Origin of the sequence: Bacillus sp. AFS098217 (genome assembly GCF_002551815.1) — a bacterium.
In the GTDB taxonomy this organism is placed as follows: domain Bacteria; phylum Bacillota; class Bacilli; order Bacillales; family Bacillaceae_G; genus Bacillus_A.
In genome coordinates this window covers 1-16,244 of the sequence record NZ_NVPR01000056.1, presented here as the reverse complement: position 1 = coordinate 16,244, position 16,244 = coordinate 1, and the positions used below count along the sequence as shown (strand labels likewise).

The 16,244-nt window shown below is 38.2% G+C and carries 16 protein-coding genes and 1 pseudogene; 15 read left to right on the top strand and 2 right to left on the bottom strand.

The features are described from left to right. The first annotated feature begins 60 nt into the window (after positions 1 to 60). Positions 61 to 858: a phosphotransferase family protein gene (locus COO03_RS15460; protein WP_097898010.1), complete on the top strand. Its 798-nt coding sequence runs from the start codon at positions 61 to 63 to the stop codon at positions 856 to 858. A 5-nt stretch (positions 859 to 863) separates the two neighbouring features. Here the strand turns inward: COO03_RS15460 and COO03_RS15455 are convergent, their stop codons facing one another. Continuing rightward, a complete protein-coding gene (locus COO03_RS15455; protein ID WP_097898009.1) occupies positions 864 to 1,142 on the bottom strand; it encodes a YtzH-like family protein in 279 nt (92 codons plus the stop codon). A 267-nt stretch (positions 1,143 to 1,409) separates the two neighbouring features. On the opposite strand from COO03_RS15455, the gene trmB reads away from it, so the two are divergent. The 7 genes from trmB to COO03_RS15420 all read left to right on the top strand — a co-directional run bounded on the left by trmB (position 1,410) and on the right by COO03_RS15420 (position 9,023). Continuing rightward, entirely contained in the window at positions 1,410 to 2,063 is a 654-nt protein-coding gene (gene trmB / locus COO03_RS15450; protein ID WP_097898008.1) for a tRNA (guanosine(46)-N7)-methyltransferase TrmB, read from the top strand. 74 nt (positions 2,064 to 2,137) lie between these two features. After that, positions 2,138 to 3,001: a YtnP family quorum-quenching lactonase gene (locus tag COO03_RS15445; protein WP_097898007.1), complete on the top strand. Its 864-nt coding sequence runs from the start codon at positions 2,138 to 2,140 to the stop codon at positions 2,999 to 3,001. 162 nt (positions 3,002 to 3,163) lie between these two features. After that, positions 3,164 to 4,717: a fatty acid--CoA ligase gene (locus COO03_RS15440; protein ID WP_097898006.1), complete on the top strand. Its 1,554-nt coding sequence runs from the start codon at positions 3,164 to 3,166 to the stop codon at positions 4,715 to 4,717. Further along, complete coding sequence (locus COO03_RS15435; RefSeq protein WP_097898005.1) at positions 4,707 to 5,852, top strand: acyl-CoA dehydrogenase family protein; 1,146 nt, start codon at positions 4,707 to 4,709, stop codon at positions 5,850 to 5,852. The genes COO03_RS15440 and COO03_RS15435 overlap by 11 nt, the downstream gene beginning before the upstream one ends. Then, positions 5,852 to 6,967, top strand: a complete 1,116-nt coding sequence (locus COO03_RS15430; protein WP_097898081.1) for a CaiB/BaiF CoA transferase family protein — start codon at positions 5,852 to 5,854, stop codon at positions 6,965 to 6,967. The genes COO03_RS15435 and COO03_RS15430 overlap by 1 nt, the downstream gene beginning before the upstream one ends. 35 nt (positions 6,968 to 7,002) lie before the next feature. Beyond that, the gene (locus COO03_RS15425) at positions 7,003 to 7,875 is read left to right on the top strand and encodes a 3-hydroxyacyl-CoA dehydrogenase family protein (RefSeq protein ID WP_097898004.1); all 873 of its coding nucleotides are present in this window, start codon (positions 7,003 to 7,005) and stop codon (positions 7,873 to 7,875) included. Beyond that, positions 7,872 to 9,023: a thiolase family protein gene (locus tag COO03_RS15420; protein WP_097898003.1), complete on the top strand. Its 1,152-nt coding sequence runs from the start codon at positions 7,872 to 7,874 to the stop codon at positions 9,021 to 9,023. The genes COO03_RS15425 and COO03_RS15420 overlap by 4 nt, the downstream gene beginning before the upstream one ends. 218 nt (positions 9,024 to 9,241) lie before the next feature. Here COO03_RS15420 and COO03_RS15415 read toward each other — a convergent pair whose 3' ends face one another. Further along, positions 9,242 to 9,553, bottom strand: coding sequence for a PepSY domain-containing protein (locus COO03_RS15415; RefSeq protein ID WP_097898002.1), 312 nt, complete (start codon positions 9,551 to 9,553; stop codon positions 9,242 to 9,244). 142 nt (positions 9,554 to 9,695) lie between these two features. On the opposite strand from COO03_RS15415, the gene COO03_RS15410 reads away from it, so the two are divergent. The 7 genes and pseudogenes from COO03_RS15410 to COO03_RS15380 all read left to right on the top strand — a co-directional run. After that, positions 9,696 to 10,769 carry a M42 family metallopeptidase gene (locus tag COO03_RS15410; protein WP_097898001.1) on the top strand — a complete coding sequence of 358 codons (1,074 nt, stop codon included), beginning with the start codon at positions 9,696 to 9,698 and terminating at the stop codon, positions 10,767 to 10,769. A 210-nt stretch (positions 10,770 to 10,979) separates the two neighbouring features. After that, a complete protein-coding gene (locus tag COO03_RS15405; RefSeq protein ID WP_097898000.1) occupies positions 10,980 to 11,489 on the top strand; it encodes a DUF84 family protein in 510 nt (169 codons plus the stop codon). Positions 11,490 to 11,571: 82 nt separating this feature from the next. After that, positions 11,572 to 11,886, top strand: coding sequence for a thioredoxin family protein (locus COO03_RS15400; protein ID WP_097897999.1), 315 nt, complete (start codon positions 11,572 to 11,574; stop codon positions 11,884 to 11,886). Positions 11,887 to 11,965: 79 nt separating this feature from the next. Further along, positions 11,966 to 12,778 (top strand): DUF1444 domain-containing protein, encoded by an 813-nt coding sequence (locus COO03_RS15395; protein ID WP_097897998.1) that lies wholly within the window; start codon positions 11,966 to 11,968, stop codon positions 12,776 to 12,778. Beyond that, the gene (gene ytpR, locus COO03_RS15390) at positions 12,775 to 13,389 is read left to right on the top strand and encodes a YtpR family tRNA-binding protein (protein WP_097897997.1); all 615 of its coding nucleotides are present in this window, start codon (positions 12,775 to 12,777) and stop codon (positions 13,387 to 13,389) included. The genes COO03_RS15395 and ytpR overlap by 4 nt, the downstream gene beginning before the upstream one ends. A gap of 637 nt (positions 13,390 to 14,026) precedes the next feature. Continuing rightward, complete coding sequence (locus tag COO03_RS15385; protein WP_097898080.1) at positions 14,027 to 15,013, top strand: N-acetylmuramoyl-L-alanine amidase; 987 nt, start codon at positions 14,027 to 14,029, stop codon at positions 15,011 to 15,013. Positions 15,014 to 15,171: 158 nt separating this feature from the next. Beyond that, positions 15,172 to 16,244: pseudogene (locus COO03_RS15380) on the top strand (DNA translocase FtsK); the annotation flags it as partial.

Here is a 16,244-nt window from a genome sequence, read left to right as displayed (position 1 = left end):
CAAAAGGTGTTGCGGTTTTTCTTTTCATAACTATAAAAGATAAGGATTTGTTAACGGGTAATGGATATGGAATGGTTGGAACAATTATTAGGAAAAGAATGGAGTCTTATACCGGCTGGTGGAGTAACGGGCGATGCATATATTGCGCAAAATGGACAACAAAAGCTATTTTTAAAGCGGAATACATCGCCCTTTTTAGCGGTATTGTCAGCAGAGGGAATTGTTCCAAAATTACTTTGGACAAGAAGGATAACGAACGGTGATGTAATTTCAGCTCAAAAATGGCTTCCAGGTCAGAAGCTAGAGCCGGAGGACATGAAATTAGAACGTGTTGCAAAACTTTTAAAGAAAATACATTCTTCTAAAGCACTTGTGCAGATGATACAAAGGCTTGGAAAACAGCCGCTTCATGCACAGGAGCTATTGCAGCAATTGTATTTTGTTTTAAGAGGAGATATAAAAGCAGATAAAACCATTCAAGCGGGTCTTCAATATTTGAAAGGTTCATTAAAAGATATTGAATATGATGAGTTTGTCGTATGTCACTGTGACGTGAATCATAACAATTGGTTATTATCGGAGGATGATGAATTATTTTTAATTGATTGGGACGGCGCTGTGATTGCAGATCCTGCTCTTGATCTTGGCACGTTATTATATTGGTATATACCACGTCATCAATGGGACGAATGGTTATCATATTATGGGATTGAAGTGACTGAATCATTGCTTCAGCGTATGAAGTGGTATGTAGTGGCGCAAACCATTCTATCTGTTCAATGGCATACAACAAAAAAACAGCAAGCAGAAGCTGAATATTGGCATCAATATTTACAGCAACTACTTGCCTCAGAGTAAATGATTTAAGAAAAATTGTCCATTCCAGCAATCCATTGCGTGAGTTGTTCTTGATTATTGGAAATATGATTGTCCAAATCAGAGGAATATTTACCCGATTGACTATAATAATATACATCGTTTAGCATTGCTTTCACATCGTTGTTTATACTATCGTTTGCAAGCAATGATTGAATGAGACGTTCTAATTGTTCGCACTCAGAAACCGTTCCACAGCAATCGCTTTGGTGATTGACTAAAATATCTTTTAAAATTTCTAATTGGTGTTGTTGATTAATCGGCATGGCTGAATCATCCTTTCGATTGTTGTTCTTCTTGAACAAATAAGAGAAAACGCTGTTTCGTCATGAGGTAGTTAATCGTAGACTCACGAAACGATATGGAAGTTTCGTTTTATGCTCTATGTAGTTTTTATCAAAATGGCACATTTTATACTTGAAAGAAACGGACCGAGTGCTCGTACGTACTTGGTTTTTTGTTTGATAGATTGATTGAAAAAGAAAGAAGGAATAATCCTTTTAAAATAGTCTGGTAAAGAGAGGGAGACATCTATGCGTTTAAGACATAAACCGTATGCAATGGATCGAATCAATGAATATTCACAGTTTGTAATTGGAAATCCAGAGGAGCATCGCGGCAATTGGAAAGAAGTTTTTGGTAATGAGCAACCAATTCACATTGAAGTAGGAACAGGCCGTGGTCGTTTTGTTTATGAAATGGCAAAAGCAAATCCACATATTAACTATATCGGAATTGAAAAGTTCACGAGTGTTATTGTAGATGCACTTGATAAGTTAATTGAAGAAGAAGTACCTAATTTAAAATTAATTAATAAAGATGCGGAAGATTTAACAGTTTTCTTTGCAGAAGGCGAAATTGACCGTGTATATTTAAATTTCTCAGATCCATGGCCAAAAAATCGTCATGCGAAGCGTCGTTTAACATATAAAACGTTTTTACGTAATTATGAAGAAGTATTAGTAACGGGCGGAGAAATTCATTTTAAAACGGATAACCAAGGTTTATTTGAATACTCTCTTATGAGCATGGCTGAGTATGGTATGTTATTAACATTCTTGAGTCTAGATCTTCATAATAGTGATTTTGAAGGGAATATTATGACGGAATACGAAGAGAAATTTTCTGGTAAAGGCCATCGTATTTATCGCGTAGAAGCGAAATATCGTACGGAACCTGTGCAGTAATGCGCAGGTTTTTTTATATGGAAAAATAATCTGAATTTTATGTTAAAATTAAAATAGAAAAGGGGGAATGAGAAATGGAATGTTTACAAATTGGAGACATCAAAGTGACGTGGCTGCGCGGCGGAAACACTCATTTAGATGGAGGCGCGATGTTTGGTGTTGTACCGAAAGTTCTTTGGTCACGCAAATATAAACATAATGATACAAATCATATTTATTTACGGACAGACCCGCTGCTTGTGCAAACGAAAGAAGGAAATATGCTCATTGATTCAGGAATTGGAAACGAGAAAATGAATGAAAAGATGAAGAGGAATCAAGGGGTGACAGAAGAGTCATCGGTCTATGAAGCGTTAGAAAGCCTTGGACTTCAGCCAGAAGATATCCACTATGTATTAATGACGCATCTTCATTTTGATCATGCATCTGGTTTAACAAAATGGGAAAATAGTCAGCTTGTCCCTACGTTTCCAAATGCAAAAATTTATGTGTCAGAAACAGAATGGAATGAAATGAAAATTCCAAATATAAGGTCGCGTAATACATATTGGAAGGAAAACTGGGAGCCAATTGTAGATCAGGTTGTTACTTTTAAAGAAGAAATCCAAATTACGGACGAAATAAGAATGGTGCATACAGGTGGGCATAGTGATGGACATGCTGTGATTGTTCTTGAGAGTCAGGGAGAAACGATGCTCCATTTGGCGGATTTATTGCCAACGCATGCACATCAAAATGTATTGTGGGTGATGGCGTATGATGATTATCCAATGACTTCTATTGAACATAAACAGAAGTGGATGAAGTATGGTGCAGAGAAAAAGGCTTGGTTCACATTTTATCATGATGCATATTATCGCGCGGTGAAGTGGGATGAGGAGGGGAATATGGTAGAGAAGGTAGAACGAAAAGAAGCGAATGTATCAAGTGAAGTATGAGAAAAAACTGTAATCAGTGGAGGGGTGACCCTCCGCTGCAAAAGTAATATTCTTTATATTTTAATGTAAAAGTGTGTCGAAAGAAATTATTTTTAAAATTTTCTGAATATTGATACAATGTTCTTGAGTTGTTATACGCTTTATTTGAAAGGGGGAAACATATTGTATATAACGATTGGGAATTTGCTTGAACGGACTACTAGAAATTATCCAAATAGGGAAGCAATTGTTGAATCGGAAAAAAATATTCGCTGGACGTATACAAAATGGAATGAAAAAGTGAATAAGCTAGCTTATTCACTTCAACAAAGTGGAATACAAAAAGGGGACCGTGTCTCCACGTTTCTTTTCAATAGTAGTGAATTAGCAACTACATGTTTTGCTTGTGCAAAAATTGGAGCCATATTTAATCCGATTAATTTTAGATTAAAACCACAAGAACTCAGTTATATATTAGAAGATGCTTCTCCAAAAATCGTACTTTTTGAAAAACAACTATCCTCTCAAGTACAAAGCATTCATAAACAATTTCCTCATATTCAGTTCTGGTACATTGACCAAAATCATCCACCGTTTTCTATTTCATATGAAGAAAAACTATCCAATGCATTACCGAATTTTAAAACAGTAGAAGTAAAAGAAGATGATATTTGTTCCATTATGTATACAAGTGGAACAACTGGTGATCCGAAGGGAGTACTTCATCGTCACCGAGAAATTATTGAGCAAAGTTTGCTAGGAATTGAATATTTACATTATACCGAGAAGAGTCGAGGTCTTGTAACAGCGCCAATGTTTCATTGTGCTGAGCTTCATTGCTGCTTTATTCCAAGGGTACATAGTGGCGGGTCGAATGTTATTTTGCATCATTTTGATGCAAAGAGTGTACTTGAAACAATTGAAAAAGAGAAGGTTACTGTTATGTTTGCTGCACCCACAATGTGGAATATGATGTTGCAGGAAGATTTAATGCAGTATGATTTATCGTCTCTTAAGTATGGGTTATATGGTGCAGCTTCAATGGCGCCAGCACTTGTAAAAGCTTGTGATGAAAAGTTGAATGTTTCATTAGTACAAGCTTACGGTATGACAGAGATGGGACCAGCAGTTACCTTTTTACGAGAGGATGAACAGCTCACGAAAGTTGGTTCTGCAGGCAAAGCCGCTTATAATCATGAAATTCGTATTGTTCGTCCAAATGAAGACGGTCCATCCGAGCCAAATGATATAGTAAAGCCGTATGAAATCGGAGAAATCATTATGCGCGGTTCCTGTCTGATGAAAGGGTATTACAACAATGAAGAGGCGACAGCAAAAGCGTTATATAAAGGGTGGTACCATTCTGGAGATTTAGGTTATGTAGATACTGATGGTTATTTGTACGTTGCAGATCGCCTTGACGATATGGTTGTTAGTGGTGGAGAAAATATTTATCCGCGTGAGGTAGAAGATTTTTTATATACGCATGAAAGTGTTTTAGATGTAGCGGTACTTGGAGAAAAAGATGATTTTTGGGGAGAGTGTGTTCTCGCATATATCGTTTCAAAAAATAAATCCCTTACTGCAGAGGCATTAGATGCGTACTGTAAAGCGAGTGATAAGCTTGCAGATTATAAGCGCCCGCGTCGCTATGTGTTTGTTGAACAACTGCCAAGAAATGCAAGTGGTAAAATTCAAAAGTTTATTTTGCGGAAGGGAGGATATGATGAAGCATAAGTACTTACAGGAGGAGCATCACATTTTTCGTGATGCTTTTCATAAGTTTTTAGAAAAAGAAGCTTATCCACATTATAACGACTGGGAAAAAGAAGGAATGATTCCTCGTTCTTTTTGGAGAAGCATGGGAAGTAAAGGTTTTCTTTGTCCTATGGTAGATGAGCGGTATAGTGGAGCAGGTGCTGATTTTGGATATTCGGTCGTCATTAATGAGGAGCTTGAAAAGGTTGGCTCCAGTTTAATTGGTATTGGTTTGCATAATGACATTGTCGTTCCATACTTCACGCAGTATGGAACAGACGAACAAAAAAAACGCTGGTTACCAAAATGCGTAAGCGGTGAATATATAACTGCAATTGCAATGACGGAGCCAGGGGCGGGTTCTGACTTGGCGAGCATTCGAACAACAGCAAGAAAAGAAGGGAATCATTATATCGTCAATGGTGAGAAAACATTTATTACAAATGGTATTCATGCCGATTTAGTCATCGTTGTTTGTAAGACAGATACAAATATGAAACCCACACATAAAGGCATGAGTTTGCTTGTTTTAGAACGAGGAATGGAAGGGTTTAAGAGAGGGAAAAAACTAAAAAAAATGGGTTTACATAGTCAAGATACAGCAGAGCTTATTTTTGAAGATGTAAAAGTCCCAGCTGTAAATTTGTTAGGAGAAGATGGGAAAGGCTTTTATTATCTTATGGAAAAGTTGCAGCAAGAACGTCTCATTGTTGCAATTGCAGCTAAAACAGCGGCGGAAGTGATGCTACATATAACCAAAAAATATGTGCAGGAGAGAAAAGCGTTTGGAAAAAGTATAAGTGATTTTCAAACAGTACAGTTCCGATTAGCAGAGATGTATACTGAAATTGAAATTGGTAGAACATTTGTAGATGAATGTATTGCAAATCATATGGAGGGTGAAGACATCGTAACGAAAGTATCAATGGCGAAGTGGTGGTTAACTGACCTTGCAAAAAAAGTATCAGCAGAGTGCATACAATTACACGGTGGTTATGGCTATATGGAAGAATACGAGATTGCGCGGCGTTATCGTGATATTCCAGTCAGCACGATTTACGCTGGAACGAATGAGATTATGAAAAGCATTATTGCGAGGGGGATGGGCCTATGATGTTGGAAGGAGTAACAGTTGTTGATTTTTCTCATTACTTACCAGGTCCATATGCAGCGCTTCGTCTGGCTGATTTAGGTGCAGAAGTGATTAAAGTAGAACCGCGTTACGGGGATTTAGCAAGGGGATTGGAATCTGGCAATCAGGCATTTTTTTATGCGAATAATCGTAACAAGAAAAGTATTGCAATAAATGTAAAGCATCCTGAAGGGGTTGAAGTGGTGAAAAAACTTCTTCAAAAAGCTGCTGTTTTAATAGAAAGTTTTCGGCCTAACGTGATGAATCGCCTTGGCCTTGGGTATCAAGAAGTGAAACGAATCAACAAAGGTATCATTTATGCCTCGTTAACTGGATATGGACAGAAGAAAGAACATTCGAATCTTGCAAGCCATGATATAAATTTTATGGCAGTCAGCGGAGTATTGGCACAGTTGAAAGATCGAGAAGGAATTCCGGTTCATCCTAAAATTACACTTGGTGATGAAGTAGGGGGGATGATGACTTCGGAAAAAATTATAGCAGCATTGTTTCAAAGGGAGCAGACTGGAGAAGGGAGTTATCTTGATATTTCTCTCACAGATAGCTTAGTGATGTTAATGAACAATCATATTATGCTTGAAAAAATGTACAACAAACGTCATGGGTTAGATTCGCTTAGCGGTAAGGTGGTATGTTATTCCATCTATGAAACGAGTGATAGGAGGTTTGTTGCGCTCGGAGCAGTTGAACAGAAATTTTGGTATGCCTTTTGCGAAGCGGTAGGAAGAATAGAGTGGAAAGATAAGCAACATGAGCTAGCTCAAGATGGTCAAATGATTTATGAACAGATGAAAGCGACCTTTGCGAGTAAGCCATTGGTGTATTGGACGGAATTTGCGATGGAAGTGGATTGTTGTTTGTCGCCTGTTTTAGAGACAAATGAATTAGCATCCTCCCCCTTTACGAGTCATTTAGTAAAAGAGAAAGGATTTGTATTTACACATACAAATGATAGATTTACGGATCCCCCAAAGCTTGGTGAGCATACAGAAGAAATTTTGCAAAGTCTCGGATTATCAAGGTTAGAGATTGAAAGGTTGGAACAATTAGAAGTAATCGACCGGATTCCTGTATAAATAGATCAAAGTGAGATAAGTAAAGGAGGGAAATCATGATTGAAAATATTGCAGTCATTGGGGTAGGAATTATGGGGAGTGGAATTGCTCAAGCGTTAGCGATGGGCGATAAATATGTGAAAATGTATGATGTATCCGAAGAAAATTTACAAAAGGCTCATGCAACAATCAACAAAAGTTTGAATCGTTTTGTGAACGCAGGACGTATAACAGAGGAAGAGAAAAACCACATTCTAACTCGTATTACTTCTACAATTATATTAGAAGAAGCTTGCCAAAATGTAGAGCTTGTTATTGAGGCGGTACCAGAAATATTACAGTTAAAGAAGGAAATTTTTCAAAAGTTAGATTCCTATACATTGCCATCTACTATTCTAGCTACGAATACGTCTGAATTAAGTGTAACTGCGATTGCAAGTGTGACAAGCCGTCCAGAGAAAGTAGTAGGAATGCATTGGTTTAATCCTGCTCCTGTTATGAAACTCGTTGAAATTGTACAGGGTGTCGTTACGGCAGAAAGTACGATACAAGCAGTAAAAGCAATCTCAGAAGAAATCGGAAAAGAAACGGTTGTTGTGAAAGATATGCAAGGATTTGTTACGTCACGAGCAATTGCTATTCATGTGCTAGAGTGCATGCGTATGTATGAGGAAGGGATTGCAAGTAAAGAAGAAATTGATAAGGCGATTAAGTTTGGCTTGAACTATCCAATGGGGCCACTTGAATTAGCTGATTATGTTGGACTAGATACGCTATTATTTGCGAGTAAAGGACTAATGGACGCATTTGGTGATAGGTTTAGGGCGCCGCAAACACTCGTGAAACTCGTAGAGGCAGGGCATTTTGGAAGGAAGACTGGGAAAGGTTTCTATGATTATTCAAAAGGGAAAGTAGGTGAGAAAATATGAAGCGAGATGTTGTCATTGTTGAAGCAATACGTACGCCAGTTGGGAAAAGAAATGGTGCATTTCGTCTCATTCATCCGGTACAACTTGCGGCGGTTGTGCTGGATGAAGTAACAAAAAGGGTGAATATAGAAAAAGGGTTCATAGAAGATATTGTTATGGGGTGTGTCACGCCAATTCATGAACAAGGTTTTAACATTGGAAGACTTTCTGCGCTTGAAGCCGGTTTTCCTATAACGGTCCCAGCAGTAACGATTAATCGGCTATGTGGTTCTGGACAACAAGCTATACACTTTGCTGCGCAAGAAATTAAATCAGGTGATATGGATATTACGATTGCAGCTGGCGTTGAACATATGACTAAAGTTCCTATTTTAAGTGATGGAAATGAGCGAACAATCCCAAGTAGTTTTTACGAAAAGTATCAAATCGTGCATCAAGGTGTATCTGCTGAGATGATTGCAGAAAAATATGGTATAACCCGTGAACAATTAGATGCTTATGCGTTAGAAAGCCATAGACGAGCACTTCAAGCAATTGAATCGGGACATTTTGAGGGAGAGATTGTACCACTGCGAGGTATAGATAAAGATGGTAATGAAATGCTGGTTGAGAATGATGAAGGACCAAGAAGAGATACTTCTTATGAAGCGCTAGCAAATTTAAAAACAGTGTTTAAATCAGGTGGTGTAATTACAGCAGGGAATGCAAGTCAAATTAGTGATGGCGCTGCAGCAATTTTGCTGATGGAGCGTGAAAAGGCAAAAGAGCTAGGGTGTACAGCGCGTGCCCGTATTGTGAATCAAGTGGTTGTTGGCTCTGATCCGACGACAATGCTTGATGGTGTGATTCCTGCAACGAAAAAAGTGCTGCAAAAATCAAATTTAACAATTCACGATATAGATGTTGTAGAAATCAATGAAGCATTTGCATCGGTTGTTTTAGCATGGCAAAAGGAAATGGGAGCGGATTTAGAAAAGGTGAATGTTAATGGTGGTGCAATTGCATTAGGTCATCCACTTGGGGCAACGGGTGCAAAATTAATGACTTCTCTTCTTTATGAACTAGAGAGAAGAAAGGGAAGATATGGTCTGTTAACAATTTGTATCGGACATGGGATGTCAACAGCGACGATAATTGAAAGAATATAAAAAAGCGTGCAGAAATTCATCTGTACGCTTTTATTCCGCATTAACGGGCAGTAAGACCCTCACGTCAAAGTTCAGCAAGAGCAAAGAAGGGGGCGGGAGATTAACTGCCCGTAAAGCCCGATTGGTGAGGGCGAATAATCAGCGGATGATAAAGTAAACCAGTATTAATTAAAATTTTGCTTTATTTAAACCTATGCTTTCGGAGTAGCTAACGCCTTTTACGCAGCTTTTACTTCTAAAACAGTACCTGTTTTTGCATCTACTAAAAATTCAAATCGTTCTTGTATATCATTTAAACTCGTTGTGAGGCCACCACGGTATACTTCGTACGCGACATCATATTTTTCAAACGTCTCTGGAACCATATGTACCCATGAGCCAGTAATTTCGCCTTTATGACTTAGTGCTTGTTTGACCATTTTTAATGCTTTCTCTGAAGAAATATGGGATTGTTCTTGAACTTTGTTTGCAACAAGATAACCAGCTGCAAAGCCAATGCCAAGGCCAGCTAGTAAACCTTTCCAGCGCATATATTCACCTCGCTTCTGTAAAATAGTGTATCGATAATAATTATAATGCAATTTTAACGAAAAAAGAAGAAACTAGAAACATTTCGAAAATTTCGTTACAATAAAGAAGGTATTCTACTAAGGTTTGAAAGAAGGGGACTTCGTGAATAAAGAGACATTAGAATTATTTCGTACGTTAACAGAATTACAAGGGACATCAGGGTTTGAACATGATGTACGCCGTTTTATGAAACAAGAGCTAAGTAAATATGCGGATGAAATTGTCCAAGACGGTTTAGGCAGTGTGTTTGGTCTTAAAAAAGGTGACGAAAATGGCCCACGTGTACTTGTAGCGGGCCACATGGATGAAGTTGGCTTTATGGTTACGCAAATTACGAAAAACGGGATGATTCGTTTCCAAACGCTAGGTGGCTGGTGGAGTCAAGTATTGCTAGCACAGCGTGTACAAATTATGACGAAGAATGGCCCTATCGTTGGGGTTGTTGGTTCAATTCCACCTCACTTACTAAGTGATGCGCAGCGTGCAAAACCAATGGATATAAAAAATATGCTAATTGATATAGGTGCAGATAGCTATGAAGATGCGCTGGAAATTGGCGTGAAGCCAGGACAACAAATCGTTCCAATCTGTCCGTTTACACCAATGGCAAATGAAAAAAAAATCATGGCGAAAGCTTGGGATAACCGTTACGGCTGCGGTCTTGCAATTGAATTATTAAAAGAATTAAAAGATGAGACTCTGCCAAATACACTATATTCTGGTGCGACTGTACAAGAAGAAGTGGGTCTTCGCGGGGCGCAAACAGCTGCTAATATGATTCAGCCAGATATCTTCTATGCGCTTGACGCAAGTCCAGCAAATGATGCATCCGGTGATACAACGCAGTTCGGTCAATTAGGAAAAGGAGCGCTCCTTCGTATTTACGACCGTACAATGGTAACGCATAGAGGAATGCGTGAATTTATTTTAGATACAGCAGAAACACATAATATTCCGTACCAATACTTTATTTCACAAGGTGGTACAGATGCAGGCCGTGTACATACAAGTAACTCAGGCATTCCATCAGCAGTAATTGGTGTTTGTGCTCGTTACATTCATACACATGCATCTATTTTACATGTTGATGATTATGCAGCGGCAAAAGAATTAATTACGAAGCTTGTGAAAGCAACAGATAAGACGACGTTAGAAACAATTAAAAATAACGCTTAAATAAGGAAGGAGGGAAAACCTCTTTCTTTTTTTAGGTTGGAGAGATGACCCAGCGATGTGTGGTAGCGGTCAGTGCCTAATTGGTGCTCGCTCGATGTAAACCCCGGCATAGGAAGAGTGTAGAATCCTATTTTTATGTACGAGGCTAGGAGTTATGTGGACGTGTAAGGTTAGAGCACAATTGTGAATTTATATATGGAGGTGAATGAAATGAAGGTAGTAGTTGGATCGAAGAATAAAACAAAGGTTGGGGCTGTGGAGAAGGTTTGGAAAGATGTTACGATTACGTCTCTTTCTGTTCCTTCAGGAGTAGCAGCACAGCCATTTACTGATGAAGAAACGATGCAAGGAGCAATCAATAGAGCGAAGCGAGCATTGAAAGCAGAAGAAGCTGACATTGGATTTGGATTAGAAGGCGGCGTCATGAAAACAGAGCACGGCTTGTTTATGTGTAACTGGGGTGCTTTAGCAACAAGCGCTGGAAAAGTATTTGTAGCGGGCGGTGCGCGCATTAAGTTACCAGATGAGTTTCTTGCCCCTCTTGAGAGCGGAAAAGAATTAAGTGAAGTAATGGAGGCGTTTGTACAGCGGAAAGACATTCGCAGTCATGAAGGAGCGATTGGTATTTTTACAGATCATTACGTGGATCGTACAGAGTTATTTGTACATGTTGTAAAGCTATTAATTGGACAATATAAGTATGACGAAAAACAAGCATAAACCTTGCACCGTGCGTGATGTATGGTAGTATAAAAGAAGATTAGACATGAAAAGATACACTTCGTTAGAGGAGGAAATATAGATGAAATCATTAGAAAGTATGGAGCAATTCCAAGAGTTGAAAAATGAAGAGAACATCATTTTTATGTTCTCAGCAGAATGGTGCCCAGATTGCCGCTTTGTTGACCCGTTTATGCCAGAAGTAGAAGAGAAATATAGTGACTTCTCATTCTACTATGTAGATCGTGACGAGTTTATTGACCTTTGCGTGAAGTTAGACGTATTTGGCATTCCTAGCTTTGTAGCGTACAATAAAGGTGAAGAAACTGGACGCTATGTAAACAAAGATCGTAAAACACAAGAACAAATCGAAGCGTTTATTGAAGGTTTAAAATAAGGCGATTAGCCAATTGAATTGTAAAAACAACCTCTACCTTCGCCGGGGAGGTTATTTTTTTGGAAGGGAGGCAAACGAAATGAAAATGACAAATAAAAAGATGAAAGAAGAGTTAATGAAAAAATTATCTCGCCCAGAATGGGACTTTCATTACGATAGTGAAAAAGATGTCCTCCGTATTGAACAAAAGGATACGAAAAAGGGCATTAGCGTATCGCTTCCAGGAGTTGTAGCAAAGTGGGAAGTAAAAAAAGAAACAGCAATTGAAGAGGTTGCTTATTACGTGCAAGAAGCGTTAATTGCCATGCATAAAGAAGAAACTAGCACAGCGAAAATTTTACCTGTTATTCGTTCAACTTCTTTCCCGAAACAAGCGGAAGCAGGAAATCCATTTTTAATGACGGATCATACAGCAGAAACGCGCATTTATTATGCATTAGATTCCAATAAAACATATCGATTAATTGATGAGCATTTATTGCAAAAATTAGAGCTTACAGAGCAGCAAGTACGTGAGATGGCATTGTTTAATGTACGTTCATTAAGTCATACATTTAAACAAGATGAAGTGGCTGGAAATACATTTTATTTCTTAAACACAAATGATGGCTATGATGCGAGTCGTATTTTAAATGAATCGCTCTTACAATCAATGCGTGAGAAAATTTCTGGCGACATGGTCGTGGCTGTTCCGCATCAAGATGTTTTAATTATTGCTGATATCGTGAACGAAATCGGTTATGATATTATTGCACAAATGACAATGAAATTTTTTGCCGAAGGGCATGTTCCGATTACATCACTTTCATTTGTATATGAAGATGGTGACTTTGAACCAATCTTTATTTTAGCGAAGAATCGGAAGAAGACAGATGGAAAAGAGAAAGGATGAACGAAGTGAACGTTTTTTACAACCTTGAAGGAATTGGTGACACGTTAATTGTTGCCTTACAAGATATTACTTTAGAAAATCGTACGTTTGATCGTAAAGGAGATGTTGCTCGCGTTTATGATCGTGAAAGCAACGTAACAGGAGGATTTAACATCTTTAATGCGTCTTCTTACTTAGAAGTAACAGAAAAAGGAAACATTACGTTAACGAAAGAGCTTGTTGAGAAAATCAATGAAATTTTAGCAAAGAACGGCTTTGAAGAAAAAGTAGAAGCAGATCTTTCACCAAAATTTGTTGTTGGTTATGTAGCTGAAAAAGAAAAACATCCAAATGCTGATAAATTAAGCATTTGTAAAGTAGAAATTGGTACAGAAACATTACAAATTGTATGCGGTGCACCAAACGTTGATGCAGGACAAAAAGTTGTTGTTGCGAAAATTGGTGCTGTCATGCCAAGTGGTATGTTAATTAAACCAGCTGAGCTTCGTGGTACGCCATCTTCTGGTATGCTTTGCTCTGCACGTGAATTAGAGCTTCCAGATGCTCCTCAGGAAAAAGGTATTCTTGTATTAGAAGACAGCTATGAAGTTGGACAAGAATTTAAATTTTAATTGATATATATCAATTAAAAACCGACATCCCCCCTCTTTTTAGGTGGGAGAGGGCATCTGGCCATGCATAGAAGCGGTTAGGGCCTTTNNGAGCAAACGAGTCTAGGTTACTTTTTATTCTGTACAGCAGGGATGTAGATGTCGAAAAATTAAAATGGATTTATATAGAAGAAATGGTCTCATGATGAATGAGGCTATTTTTTTTGCATAAATGTTCTTAGATTGTAACGATTTTTCCAAAAGACTATATTGTATTTTAAAAACAAATTAGTTAAAATTTAGAAAAAATAAGAAATAGAGCGTATGAGACAACAACCGAAAGTGAAAGAACGTCTTCAGCTAACCAGTCTGTATTGCTCGTAGTATATATACATCAATTAAAAAACCGACATAAACCCTCTCTTTTTAGGTGGGAGAGAGCATCTAGCCATGCATAGAAGCGGTCAGGGCTTTTTTCTGCCACATGCGAAGTAAAAACAAAAAGAACAAACGAGTGTAGGTTACTTTTTATTCTGCATAGCAGGGATGTAGATGTCGAAAAATTAAAATGGATTTATATAGATGAAGTTATGAAGCAATTCAAAGAAAAATAGAGTGTTTTAGGCGGAGCATATGCAGGGGGATGGGGAGAAAATATATGAAGTATATAAAAATGATGTGTGTGATTGCATTAATTGGAGTATATATGGGGGCATGTTCGAAGGAACAAGAAAAAACGTCTTCCCAAAAAGAACGAGCATCTTCCGTACAAGATAACGGTGAAAAAAATATTGAACAAAAGCAAGACACTCCATCAGAAAAACAACTTGAGAAACAAGAAAATAAAACGGAATCAGAACCGCAAGTTGTAGAGCCGAATGAACAAGCAGAAAAGACGCATGGGGAATTATCGGCTGAAGAGCTAAAACCTGAGCAAACATCTCCTGCCGGACAAATAGAGCAACAAGCAACTAGTAATGAGGCAAAAGCGGATATGAATGAAGAACAAGGGAAGTTTCTTGTTGTGATTGATCCTGGTCATCAAGAGAAAGCAAACTTAAATCTAGAACCAATTGGTCCAGGGACAACGGTGCAAAAATATAAAGTAACCGATGGAACAACAGGAGTCGTGACGAAAAAGAGAGAATCCGTTCTTGCGTTAGAGGCAGCTATGATATTGAAAAAGAAACTCGAAGAAAAAGGGATTCAAGTGCTTATGACAAGAACGTCGCATGATGTTGATATAAGTAATAAAGAGAGGGCAACATTTGCAAACGATCACCAAGCAAATTTATTTTTACGCCTCCATGCGGATGGTTCTGAGGACCAAGGACAAAAAGGATTTGCCGTGTTGGCACCAGCAGAAGGAAATACATATACAAAAGGAATTTATACTGAAAGTTTACAAGTCTCTCAAATTATCGTAAAGAAAATGAAAGAAAACAGCCAGGTAAAAGTAAACGGGATTCAGTTTCGAGATGATCTTTCTGGATTTAATTGGTCGAAAGTTCCAGGGGTTTTACTTGAACTCGGATTTATGTCGAATCCTGAAGAGGACCGGAAATTATCTGATCCAAAATATTTACATTCATTGCTGCAAAGCGTAACAGATAGTGTAGAAGAATATCGAAAGAGTAAATCATAAACAGCAGTCTGATAGAGGAGATTGCTGTTTTTTCATGCAGTACGGACTAAGAAATGGGAATATGGTAGAGAAAGTGAATGAACGTAATTTTACCTGCACTTTTTGCTGAATGCTGATACAATAAAGGATGTTACTATTTAGTAGAAAGAGTGGTAAGCATGCTAGATTGGATGAAAAAGCTGTTTAACAAAGAGGAACATCAGGAAGAAAAAACAGCGATGAATAAAGAAGTACCGAAACACACTGAAAGTCAGCCGAAAATTCCTCGTGTGAACCACTACACTGAAGCAAGAGAAGCACAAATGGCGAGTCGAAATCAAGCTGTAAAGTGCCGTTTCCCATTAATACCAGATGATGGGTTTAATGAAGAGGTTGTCGGAGAGTCAACACATGTTGAAGAACAGTCTTTCCAAAGAAAAATAAGCACGGAGGGACGTAGACGCAGATATGTGGAGGAAGAACCAACTCCTACATTCAGAGAACCAGAATTTGAGCCTGAACCAGAGCCTGTCATCCCAAAAGCATCTACAGTGGTGCAAGAAAGTAATCGAAGACCGTTTCGCCCAACGGAAATGATTTCGCCTATCTATGGATATAATCGTCCTTCGGTAGAACCAAAACATGTTCAGGAGGAAGAAAAAGAAAGCGAAGATCTTGAAATATCCGCTGAAGGAAAATCAGTTGTTGATGCTTGGTTAGAGAAAAAAGGGTATTCGCTATCAGAGTTCTCAGAAGAATCTCGTATTCCTTCTAATCGTTATGAAGAAGTATCAGGACAAGATCAACAAGAAAATAAAGAAGAAAAGTCAGTTGTTGATCAATGGCTAGAGAAAAATGGTTATGAGACTGAGCGTTCCATTCCTTCATTAGAAGAGCAAGAAAAAGCGCAGGAAATTAGAGAACCTCGTGAAGAATCAGTTGATTACTTACTCCATAAACCGGATTTACAGCAAAAGGACGAGGAAGGCAAAGAAGAGCATACCGCCAAAGACGTACAAGTATTTGAGCAAAAACAAGATGTAGTGGCGTTATCACAAGATGATAACAGAGGAAACGAAGAATCTCTACAAGAGGAATTACTAGATTCAAAGGTAGAGAATATGGATACAACGTTAATGGAAGAAATTGAATGTAAGAAAGAAATAGAAGAACAGCAGCCAGTTGAGAAAACTATTTTGGGAGAGAATGTTGCTGAAATAGTAGAAAAAGCTTCTGAAGAAGAGCTAGTAGA